The sequence below is a fragment of the Photobacterium sp. HL06 genome, from assembly GCF_059552575.1.
In genome coordinates this window covers 1,975,662-1,987,463 of sequence record NZ_CM183915.1, presented here as the reverse complement: position 1 = coordinate 1,987,463, position 11,802 = coordinate 1,975,662, and the positions used below count along the sequence as shown (strand labels likewise).

8 protein-coding genes and 1 tRNA gene are annotated in these 11,802 nt (G+C 46.1%); 7 read left to right on the top strand and 2 right to left on the bottom strand.

The genetic code is table 11. The features are described 5' to 3' along the window. Window positions 1-687 precede the first annotated feature (687 nt). Genes AC51G0_RS26865 through AC51G0_RS26840 form a run of 6 tightly spaced genes read left to right on the top strand, consistent with a single transcriptional unit; the run spans window position 688 to window position 8,802 of the window. Entirely contained in the window at window positions 688-2,103 is a 1,416-nt protein-coding gene (locus AC51G0_RS26865; RefSeq protein ID WP_496302622.1) for an HlyD family type I secretion periplasmic adaptor subunit, read from the top strand. 17 nt (window positions 2,104-2,120) lie between these two features. After that, the gene (locus AC51G0_RS26860; RefSeq protein WP_496302621.1) at window positions 2,121-3,443 is read left to right on the top strand and encodes a TolC family outer membrane protein; all 1,323 of its coding nucleotides are present in this window, start codon (window positions 2,121-2,123) and stop codon (window positions 3,441-3,443) included. A gap of 14 nt (window positions 3,444-3,457) precedes the next feature. Beyond that, window positions 3,458-4,066, top strand: a complete 609-nt coding sequence (locus AC51G0_RS26855; RefSeq protein WP_496302620.1) for an OmpA family protein — start codon at window positions 3,458-3,460, stop codon at window positions 4,064-4,066. Between the two features lie 34 nt (window positions 4,067-4,100). Beyond that, the gene (locus AC51G0_RS26850) at window positions 4,101-4,751 is read left to right on the top strand and encodes a transglutaminase-like cysteine peptidase (RefSeq protein ID WP_496304220.1); all 651 of its coding nucleotides are present in this window, start codon (window positions 4,101-4,103) and stop codon (window positions 4,749-4,751) included. A 5-nt stretch (window positions 4,752-4,756) separates the two neighbouring features. Beyond that, a complete protein-coding gene (locus AC51G0_RS26845; RefSeq protein ID WP_496302619.1) occupies window positions 4,757-6,685 on the top strand; it encodes a bifunctional diguanylate cyclase/phosphodiesterase in 1,929 nt (642 codons plus the stop codon). Window positions 6,686-6,687: 2 nt separating this feature from the next. Continuing rightward, on the top strand, window positions 6,688-8,802 hold the full coding sequence (locus AC51G0_RS26840) for a type I secretion system permease/ATPase (protein WP_496304219.1): 2,115 nt from the start codon (window positions 6,688-6,690) through the stop codon (window positions 8,800-8,802). 181 nt (window positions 8,803-8,983) lie between these two features. On the opposite strand, the gene AC51G0_RS26835 is transcribed toward AC51G0_RS26840, so the two are convergent. Both AC51G0_RS26835 and AC51G0_RS26830 read right to left on the bottom strand, forming a co-directional pair. Then, window positions 8,984-9,074: transfer RNA gene (locus tag AC51G0_RS26835), tRNA-Ser, on the bottom strand. A 669-nt stretch (window positions 9,075-9,743) separates the two neighbouring features. Beyond that, window positions 9,744-10,643: a LysR substrate-binding domain-containing protein gene (locus AC51G0_RS26830; RefSeq protein ID WP_496302618.1), complete on the bottom strand. Its 900-nt coding sequence runs from the start codon at window positions 10,641-10,643 to the stop codon at window positions 9,744-9,746. A gap of 128 nt (window positions 10,644-10,771) precedes the next feature. Here AC51G0_RS26830 and AC51G0_RS26825 point away from each other — a divergent pair, with 128 nt between their 5' ends. After that, entirely contained in the window at window positions 10,772-11,692 is a 921-nt protein-coding gene (locus AC51G0_RS26825) for a DMT family transporter (protein ID WP_496302617.1), read from the top strand. The last annotated feature ends 110 nt before the right edge of the window (window positions 11,693-11,802 follow it).

The following is an 11,802-nucleotide window of genomic DNA, read 5'->3' as shown; positions in this document are numbered from 1 at the left end:
GATGCACCCTTTTCTGATTTAGCCTAGCGAAACTGCTTAATCTATAACATAAATGATCGTATATATTACCATTTCTATTATCAAAATAGTCAAAAAATTATTAGTCTCGCCAATGAATTGACAAGAAAATACACCCAAACAATATACAGGTCACAAAAAATTAAAAATAAGCCATAAACCAGCCGTTTGGCTCCGGTTTACATAACAGATTAGTCCAGCCGTTTCAGTACAAATCCATCCCCAAAACCAACCTATCGTCAATACCCTTAACGCTGCCAGTGGTCACAGCTAATTCAAGCAACATCTGATAGTTTACTCTGAGCTTAACCACAGAGAATGGATGTAAAGAACCAGCGAGACGGCATTACATTTTCACTCAGGTAAGTTACTAGAAGCTCAGGATTTTAAAGGACTTTCTGTTAAATTTGTGTAGATACCTATCTGCAGGGATGATATAACACAATCATCAATAGATATTGTAATGAATAAGAGGAACTGACTCCCTGTTTCAATGCAATTACCGTTTTTCTAACTTATTGAGTACTTTGTAAGTTTTATATGCGCAGGTAAAAAGAGGGGATCAAGTCAAATAATTGACGCCGTTACAGGGAAATAATTTCAATTTAACAGTACAATCCTCTATCCTAGCGCATCGCTAATATGGCCATTAGAAAATAAGATACAAAAATGAATCAGGCTCCGAAAGAGAACACGCAGACGCCTTCACCGGGCACTCAGCATCTCGACTACATTGATGACAAAACGGCAGCCTTATTACTCAGGGCGCCGAAAAGTGCCAGCATCATGCTTTGGGTTATGGCTCTTTTCTTTGTATGTGCGATGGTTTGGGCTTCTTGGGCAGAAATAGATAAAGTGACGGTCGGTATCGGCAAGGTCATCCCATCTTCACAACTGCAGGTTGTGCAAAATCTTGAGGGCGGCCTAGTCAAAGAAGTATTGGTCAAGGAAGGTAGCCTAGTAAGTAAAGGGCAACAATTACTGCTTATTGACGACACCCGCTTCCGCTCCGATTTCAGGGAGAAAGAGCAAGAGTTAGCCAGCCTGCTGGCTGATTCAACGCGTCTTAATGCCCTTTTGGCCAGTATTCGGGTCAATGACAATAATAAAGGGACAGAGCAAGATTGGCGCAACAGTATTACAGCTCTAACCGATCAACTCACTTTTACTCCGGAATTTGCCGAGCGGTACTCCAACCTGGTAAGGCGACAGCATGCAGAATATGCCGATGCCTTAAGCAATCTGAAAAACCAGCTGTCACTAACCGGACAACAGATCAACCAAAAAGAACGAGAATTGATTGAAGCCAATGCCAGGATCAAAAACCTACGCCGCAGTTACGAAATTGCTCAAAAAGAATTAACGATCACTGAGCCATTGGCGGATGAAGGCGTAGTGCCGCGGATCGAACTACTCAAAATACAGCGCCAGGTCAATGATACCAAGCGTGAGCTCACCTCTACCGAATTGAAAACGCCAGTACTCACTGCTGCAATCCAGGAAAGTATTTTTAAACGGATTGATATAGCACTGAAATTTCGTTCTGAACAACAGGCACAACTTAATGAAAATGGCGATCGACTTTCTGCAATCCAAGAAAGCCAGGTTGGGCTTAAAGACCGAGTCAACCGCACAGTGGTTGTCTCACCAGTAACAGGCACCATCAAAAAGATCCACGTTAATACAGTAGGCGGTGTTATCCAGCCGGGTATGGATCTCATCGAAATTGTACCCAGTGAAGATAACCTATTAATTGAGGCCAAGATTGCCCCGCAAGATATCGCTTTTTTACGTCCGGGGTTGCAAGCGGTAATCAAATTCACAGCTTATGACTTTACTGTCTATGGCGGTTTACACGGCACACTAGAGCACATCAGTGCAGACACCATCCAAGATGAAGAGGGCAACAGTTTCTATCTGGTTAGAGTACGCACCGAGCAAAATAACTTAGGAGAAGGCGCAAATGCGCTACCGATTATTCCAGGAATGACAGCTTCTGCTGATATCATAACCGGCAAACGTACTGTGCTTGATTACTTGCTCAAACCAGTTTTGCAAGCCCGGCATTCAGCGCTTAGAGAATAGTGAGAGATGAAAAGAATATGAAAACTCGCTTTAACTGGACACTTTTCACCTTGCTTGCCGGTATAACAGCTATACCAATGACTTATGCCCAGTCACTGGAACAAGCCGTTGCCATAACGCTAAGTTCTAACCCTGATATTAGGAGCTCATTCAATGAGTTCAGAAGTCGGCAGCAAAGTATCAATGCAGCAAAGGGCGGCTATTACCCTTCGCTTGACCTTGAAGCAGGGGTCGGTCATGAAAGCTTCGATAACGATCCCAAAAACACCAGTGGTGACAGCTTTACTCGTAAAGATGCCACACTAAGCTTCAAGCAGTTGATCTGGGATGGCTCTGCGAGCCTGTATAACATCGAGCGCTCACAAGCTGAGGCTGAGGCCCAGCGCTACCAGCTCATTGCCGATGCCCAGGACAAAACTCTCCGAGTCATCGAAGTCTACCTCAAATCGTTGCAGGCCGAAGAGGTGATGGCGCTGACAGAAAGCAACCTCAATGTCCATATGCGCATTTATCAAGATATTCAAAAGCGCACAAGTTCAGGCATAGGCTCAACTGCCGATCTGGCCCAAGTAAAAGCCCGTGTTGCCCGTTCGCAAAGTAACTTGCGGGCAGCGCAGAATAACTTGCTCGATTCACAAACAGAGTTTCTACGAGTGGTAGGCGAGCTACCCCGAGATTTAGTCAAACCGGAGGTTGACCAACTCTTTCTACCAAACTCCCTGGAAAACGCGCTGAAGGTTGCATTGAAAGAAAACCCGGTTGTTTTGGTTTCCTCTCTCGATATTGAGGCCGCCCAAGCCCAATATGCGCAACGTAAAGGGAATTTTTATCCCACCTTTACTTTCGAAGCGACACAAACCTGGACCGAAGATGCTGACGGTTCTGAAGGTTCAACAGACGAGCTTAGCGCAATGCTGCGCATGAGGTATAACCTGTTCAACGGGGGAGCCGACACGGCTGAAAGTCGCCAAGCCGCTTATCAGATTAATAAATCCCGAGATATTCGTGATCGCGCCCTGCGGATGCTTGAAGAAGGGACCCGCCTATCATGGAGCGCCCTGAACCTCACCTTAGAGCAAAAAGAATTTCTCCAAGCCCATGTCGACGCAGCGGCAGAAACTGTCATTGTCTACGAGAAACAATTTAGAATTGGCAAGCGCACCTTGCTAGATTTGCTCAATACCGAGAATGAGCTGTTTGAGGCCCGTAAATCCTATGTTGAAGCCTATTTTTCCGAGGTTCAAGCACAGTACCGGATCCTGAACTCTACCGGCCGACTATTGGCAGCTCTTCGGGTCGATATGCCGCAAGAGTGGCAACAGTCTGTGTTTGATAAATAAGGATGAGGTTAACAATGAAACTCTGGCATAGCTTGCTCCTAAGCCTATTGATCTCAGGCTGCTCGAACCAGGTAGGATTCTCTACTGAGGTAGAACTCCCCCCCCTTGCAGAGCAACAGGCTGACTTACGCGATGATGACAGTGATGGCGTAATAAACGCTAGGGACAAATGTGAAGCGACCGCCTCATTGGCTGTCGTGGATAATGACGGCTGCCCAAGACACATCAGTAGTACTGAAACGCACTCGCTGCGGGTCTTATTTGCTAATAACTCAGCAGAAATCCAGCCACAATACCGACCTGATATTGTTCTTATGGCTGATTTTCTGAAACAATACCAAGAAACCGGGCTTGAGTTACAAGGGCATGCTAGTAAGGTGGGCAATGCGGCACGAAATATTGAACTATCCCAGCTGCGAGCCGAAGCAATCAGACAATCCTTGATCAACTTAGGTGTTGCAGCAAGCAGATTGACTATTGTTGGCCACGGTGACAGTGACCCAGTTAACAGCGCCAGCACTGAAAGAGCTTTCTCACTGAGCCGCCGTGTTGTCGGAACGGTCGTCGGATTTAAGGGAGATGTTGAGAGAGAATGGACTATTTTTACTCACCGCAACAACTGAGCCACCAGGCTGACATTAAGTGAAAACTTGGTGGATGCTCTGCTCATGCCTTCTTCTTTCTGTCAGTGTACTTGCACTGACAGAAAGTGAAAGCAAACAGATTGAACAGGTGACCCAGGTATATGGCCCTAGAGCCGGACTGCGTGTGTCAGCATGGCGCAACCTTATCGTTGATACGGCCCGTCACAATGAAGTCGATAAGCTCGAGCAAGTAAACCGTTTTTTTAACCAGCTTTATTTTGTCGATGACAGTGAACTGTGGGGACAAAAAGACTACTGGGCAACTCCTCTGGAGTTTCTGGGTAGCAATGCGGGTGATTGTGAAGACTTCAGCATTGCGAAGTATTTCTCACTCAGGGAGCTGGGAATTGAAGACAGCAAACTTCGACTGGTCTATGTCAAGGCCATAGAGCTCAACCAATTTCACATGGTTGTAGCCTATTACCCAACCCCCACCTCAGAGCCTTTACTACTGGATAACCTTGATGGCGAAATCAAAAAAGCCTCGAAGAGAACGGATCTTTTGCCGATATACAGTTTTAACGGTAACCGGCTTTGGCTAATGAAAGGGCGTGGACAAGGCACCCTAGCTGGCAAGTCTTCCCGACTCAGCTTATGGAATGATCTAAGACAACGCTCCAACACTAACAAACTTAATAAACCGATCAAAAATTATGATGGGTAACCACTATGACGCTATATAAACGACTACTCACATGGATGTTGGCAGTTTTTTTTATACTGATCACATCAGTATTCTTTGTTGAATTTAGTACTACGCGCAACTTTTTAAAAAACCAGCAGGCCACAGAGATCAACAACACGATCAACTCTATGGGGCTGGCGCTATCCCCTTACCTGGAAGCTGATGACAAAGTGGCTGCCGAGTCGGTGATTAACGCGCTGTTTGACGGCGGGTTTTATAGCGAAGTGAAGCTGACTATGCTAAGTGATAATGCAGTCATCCTTCGCCAGTACCCTACTCAAATTGATGGTGTACCCGATTGGTTTGTCTCGCTCAATTTTTTCAGCAGTATCACTGACGAACGAATGCTGACCAGTGGCTGGCTACAACTTGCAGAAGTTAAAATAACCGGCCACCCAGGTTTTGCTTACCAGCAGCTCTGGAAAGCGACAGTACAGCTAGTAAGCGGCTTCGCAGCAATGTTCTTCATCACTGCTGTCATTATGTCTCTGCTGTTGAACTACTCACTTAAGCCATTGACATTTATTACTCGTCGAGCCGAAGAAGTTGCCAAAAACCAATTTGGTAAGCCCCTGCCAGTCCCTACAACCAGGGATCTTAAAACCGTGGTGCTGGCCATTAACCACATGAGTTCTCAACTGGAAGTTTACTTTAAAGAGCAGGCACAGGAAGCTGACAAGCTGAGAGAGCGTGCCTATCAAGATCCAGTATCAGGCCTGGGTAACCGTAGCTACTATATTAATCAGCTCGAATCCTGGCTGGCTGAATCCTCGACTGGCGGGATGGCTCTGCTAAAAGTAGATTTAATCACCGAGTGTTATGACAACCAGGGCTATGAAGCCGGCGACAAAATGGTATCAGCCCTGGCCCAGGGTTTGTTGGCAACAGTGAACAGTACAGAAGTTACCCTCGCCCGCCTTTCACAAGCCGAGTTTGCCCTGCTCGCTCCCAATGTCAGTGCAGACGAGCTGCAAGTAATTGGGCTAAGTATGTTGCATATCATTAGCGAATTACAGGCCGATCCAATGGGCGAAGCCACCCTTCAGGCAAACGTTGGTCTTGTCATGAACCATCATGGCTTGAACGTAGGCACTATGCTAGCGCAGGCTGACAATGCCCTTACCCAAGCCGCACAAAACCCAGCACAGCCCATTGCTCTGATAGAACAGAAAAACTTCGGTGTCAGCTTAGGCAAACAGCAATGGAAATCCCTGCTGCTCGAAGCTATTGCCAACGAGCTATTCAGCTTTAAGTTCCAGAAGGCTGCAAAACAGGACGGAACCATCCTTCACCATGAAGTCTTTGCCGCTATTGAAAAGGATGGCCATTATTACAGTGCGGGGCAATTCCTAGGGGCAATCGAGCAGCTTGATATTGGTGACACGTTAGATCGCCATGTGATCAACCAAATGGTAAACAGGTTAAAACAGGAGCCTACTCTTGGCCCGCTGACAATAAACCTGACCCAGAGCAGTATTACCAATGCTTCCTTTATACGTTGGCTTGGCAATATGATGCAAAATAATAGCGAACTGTCATCTCGTATCATGTTTGAGCTACCAGAAGCCGCCTTTGTACGTAATCCGGACCATATTGGCCTGCTATGTGAGACCATCCACCAGAACAAATTTCAGTTCGGCGTTGATAACTATGGCCGCCATTTCCGTTCACTAGACTACCTCAATGAGTTCAGGCCGGACTACGTTAAGATCGATTTTGCCTACACCAACGAGTTAGATGATGAAACCAAAACCGGCGTGTTGACCTCAATTTCGCGTACGGCACATAACTTAAACATCACCACTATTGCAACCCGAGTAGAAACCGAAAGCCAGTTGAAAACCTTGGCCGAAAGCTTTGTAAGCGGCTTCCAAGGGTTTATTTTTGATAATAAGGGTAGCGACGAAAAATAATGATGAAAGATCCGTTATTGCACGCTTTGGTATATATCAGCCGTTATTACGGCCTGGCTAATTCACCCGATGCCCTATTAGCCGGTTTGCCCCTGTCTGACGGGAAACTCTCCCCGTTATTATTACCTCGTGCTGCAGAAAGAGCCGGGCTGAACACCAAAAACAGCAAGCTGGAATTAACGGCGATCTCTCCGCTGTTGCTTCCTGCTATATTAATTCTCAAAGGCGGTGATGCTTGTGTATTGCTCAGCATTGATGAAGAGAGCCAAGAAGCAGAAATCGTATTACCCCAAGCTGATCTCATGCAGCAACGGGTACCACTAAAAGAGTTAGAGACCCAATTCACCGGGCAGGTTTTTCTATTCAAGAAACAGTTTCGCTACGATGAGCGCTCGCCTGAAATTCTTAAAACCCGAGAGGGGCACTGGTTCTGGAGCACTTTGTGGGAATCTCGAGCTATTTACCGTGATGTACTGATCGCCTCAATCCTGATCAATATCTTCGCTATTGCCAGTCCATTATTTACCCGCTTGGTGTATGACAAAATTGTCCCCAACCTAGCCTTCAACTCACTCTGGGTACTCGCAACCGGTATTACGGTAGTCTTTGTTTTCGACCTGTTGCTCAAGCTACTGCGCAGCTTTTTTATTGACCTAGCTGGGAAGAAATCAGATCTGCTTATTTCATCCAAAATTTTTGCCAAAGTTATGGGTATCAGAATGGAGGCGCGCCCGCCTTCGGTCGGTGCCTTTGCCCGGCATATGCAGGAATTTGAGTCTATCCGGGAGTTTTTTACTTCTGCCACCGTCTCTGCGTTGATTGACTTACCATTTGCTATCTTATTTTTAGCGATCATTTGGCTGGTTGCCGGACCGCTTGCTCTGGTTCCCCTATTTGCGGTGTTTATTCTGATCATACACAGCTTCTTGGTCCAACGTCCGCTGCGTCGAACAATTGAAGAAGGCTCTCGCTTATCATCGCAGAAGCATGCCAACTTGATTGAAAGCCTGAACGGGCTGGAAACCGTCAAGCTCTTTGGTGCCCAAAGCCAATTCCAGCATCGTTGGGAAGAAGCCGTAGCCCATATGGCTAATTGGGGAATTAAATCGCGTCGCCTAACCGACTCAGTACAGAACGCCGCCGGTTTTATGCAGCAATTGGTCTCTGTTTCGATGATTGTCTTCGGCGTTTATCTCATCGCCGATGGGGAACTGACTATGGGTGGACTGATCGCCGCTACCATGCTCAGCGGCCGTGCTGTCGGCCCCCTGGTACAACTGTCATTGCTTTCAACCCGCTATAACCAGGCTAAATCAGCGATGGGGATCATTGAGCAATTAATGGCTATGCCTTCCGAGCAAGAAGAAGGTAAACGCTATATTCACCGACCTCTGATCAAAGGCAAAATTGAGCTAGACAAGGTAGATTTCAAATATCCTGACACTGAGGTTGCAGCATTACGCAACGTCAGCCTTACCATCAATCCAGGTGAAAAAGTCGCGATCATTGGTCGTATCGGCTCAGGAAAAACCACCATTGAGCGGCTGATTATGGGGCTTTATCAACCAACGGCTGGCTCTGTGCGTATTGATGATACCGACATTTCACAGTTGCACCATATTGACGTCAGACGCAATATTGGCTGTGTACCGCAAGACATTATGCTGTTCTACGGTTCTATTCGTGACAATATTACCCTTGGTCGACCGCTGACTGATGACCGTGAAATTCTCGATGCAGCAAACCGGGCTGGTGTAACTAGCTTTACTCAGCATGATGCTGCCGGGCTAGAGCGCCAAGTCGGCGAAGGTGGCAGTACCCTTTCCGGCGGGCAACGCCAGGCGGTTGCCATCGCCAGGGCTTTAGTCGGGCGCCCTCCAGTTCTGTTAATGGATGAACCAACTAGCAGTATGGATAATCGCTCAGAGATGTATATCAAACAGCAACTGAGTAACATGAGCAAGGATGAGACCTTAATCTTGATCACTCATAAGAGTAGCATGCTGGATATTGTCGACCGTTTGATTGTGTTAGAGCAAGGCAGCATCATTGCCGATGGCCCAAAAGCCAAGGTCCTGCAGCAGTTACGTGAGGGACAAGTCAGTAAAGCAAGTTAACGGCTAACGTCAGTAAGAGAGCCTGTCAGCTGACAGGCTTTCTTATATTAACGGAACGGCTAGACTGGCATTCCAACGGGACTCGAACGGGGGCGCCTAGCTCCGAGACCAAGAGGCCGAAGGACTCTCGGGAGCGTTATAAACGAAAAAAGCCTCGTCATTCGACGAGGCTTTCATGTATTGGCGGAGAGATAGGGATTTGAACCCTAGATACGCTACAAACGTATGCCGGTTTTCAAGACCGGTGCTTTCAACCACTCAGCCATCTCTCCGTAAGTGCGGCGAATAATACGGTTCGAAATAGATCCTGTAAAGAGTGATTTTCACAACAAGTACCTGTTTGAACAGACAATAATCACAGAGAGTTTAAAAACATCAGAGCTGACAGTTTGCTTTGAATAAATAGACTTTCTCCTTTTGACGCAGAGCTGAAAATACGGGCAACTTCACATTTCAAGAATAAGGATGAAACAACAATGATATGAAACAATGCTAGTGAAAAATCCACCAATCACTTGTTTTACAAAATCAACCACAACAAATGTGCACATTAGCGCATACAAATCACTAATTTGTACCACTTTTTGACAATGTCATTATACCTGAAATCCCCTCCTCCAAGGTTCACAAAGACTGTCAATTCAGTATATTAAATTTCAGGCCATGAGCTCTATTGAACCAAGGGAATGAACCACTTAAAAAGCTAGAGCTCGAAAAGTGACAGTGTCACTAGCAATTCCCAGCTTAAGGCCCTTATTAAGTCCTGTGGTGTATGTAATCTTTGAAAAGGAGTTTATTTATGGCTAAACGTGTATCGAACAAACGTATCAAAGAAATTTTGAACAATGCAAAATCTAAAAAATAATGATTGAAAGCCTCCAGGCGGAGGCTTTTTATTACCATATCCCATTTCAAGGATCTGCCGTTCACTTCAACTTAAGCTAATCAATATCCTGCTCATAACATTGCTGCTTCAGCCATCGTCCCAGCTTTACAATTTCTGGCTGGTTGGCCCGTGTTTTTTTATAAACGAAATAAAAACTATCACCCGTTGGTAGGTCATGCATCGGAATACGTACTAAATCCTGCTGCCTATCCTGCTCTGTCATCAGGTAATTATTGAGGAAGGTAATACCTTGATCATAACGGGCTGCTTCTACTGCTAATAACATATGGCTGAAATAACTCATATTAGCCGTCTCTGGCAACTCGAAACCACCACGTTGGCACCATACCTGCCAATCCTTTCCTCTCTCCCTGAAGATTGCTTCAACCGACAGCAACGGGTGCTGCCATAATGCTTCTGGCAAGGGCTGATCTTGGATTTGCTGCCATAACTTACCGCTACAGACCGGATACAGCTTTTCGGTATACAAAAAATCCCCGACATAATTATGTTTAGGCTGAACAACGGTAATAAAGCAATCTGCAACCTGATCACTCATCTCTGGTTCATCAGCGACCATATTCAAGGTCAATGCTATTTCCGGGTGTAGCTGCCTCAAGCTTTCAAGCCTGGGGATCAACCATTTCACGGCTAATGAGCTATATAGAGCCAAACGGATCTTCCCGCTTTCACCTTCTCGAATATGCTGGCTAGCATGTGAGATATTTTGCAACGATTGGCTCACCGCCTCAAAATATTGCTCACCTAATGGGGTCAACGATAATAACCGTCCCTGGCGGACAAACAGCGATTCACCAAGGTAGTCTTCAAGCAATCGCACCTGATGACTCACCGCACTTTGAGTCACATTGAGGGTCTCTGCCGCATTTGAAAAGCTATTTAGCCGGGCTACCGCCTCAAAGCATTGCACAGCCCGAAGCGGGGGTAGCTTCATTACTAGTTAAACTCATACTAAGAAAATATATATCATTATACATCATCTCAAATCATGCTTTATGCTTTGTCAATCACACTAACACTCTCACTACTGAACAAGCTTCAGTCTTCGACAGGAGCAGCATAATGCCTAAAATGTCTGTTGGGTTGGCAATGAGCCTTCTCATTGTCGGTAACTTGGTTGCCGTTTTTTCCGATGCTCTTATCAAAACACTGGATAATGATGTCGCTGTTTTTCAATTTGTCTTTTTTCGTCAGCTAACTGCTGTCGCTATTCTGATGCCATTTTGTCTTGGTGCAAGTAAGGAAAGTTTTAGGGACGGACTAAAATGGCATGCCCTGCGTGCGCATATTTGGCTGGTAGGTGCAGTATTCATGGTATTCGCGATCAGCACTATGCCACTGGCAACAGCGAATGCAATCTTCTACGCAGCACCTTTAATGATGCTGCCATTAGCAATGTTACTATTTCAAGAAAAGCTGACCCGGCACTCCATCGCTGCCGGAATATTCGGTTTTTTGGGTGTTCTGATCATCATCAGGCCGACAGAAATCGACTGGGCAGCGCTAGCGGCACTCATTGTGGCATTTACCATTGCGGGCAATAACTTACTAATCCGAAAACTTCCCAAGCATCAGACTGTTGCACAGACATTATTGCTGACAAACCTTGCAGGCATCCCCGCATCACTCGGGTTGGCATTATGGGAAGGCCGAGCCTGGGACTGGAAACCTCTACTTACAGCAGCAGGATCTAGTACTTTGATTCTCATCTATGCGGGGATCTGCGTCGTTGCCTACCGCTCGGCAGAAAGTAATAAAATCGCCAGCGCAGAATACAGTGGCCTACTTGGTGCGGTTGGAGTGGGCTTGCTGTGGTTCGATGAAGTACCGGATATGGCCATGCTTATAGGAACAGCTTTGATTGTGGTTCCACTAATTTGGCTAGCTAAAATAGAAAAAAATAAGCAACGTTCTCTGCCTTGGCCCGATGAAGAGCTTACAAACTCATCAGAAAGGCCAATCACAAAATATCATCAAGGCTAAATTAACGAGCTTAGCGCCTGCTGTCTTTCCGATATGGAAAGACAGCAGGAAATTATTATATTTCCGGCCTGCTAACAAAGCTCACACACAACGAAAACAATAAGGCTAGA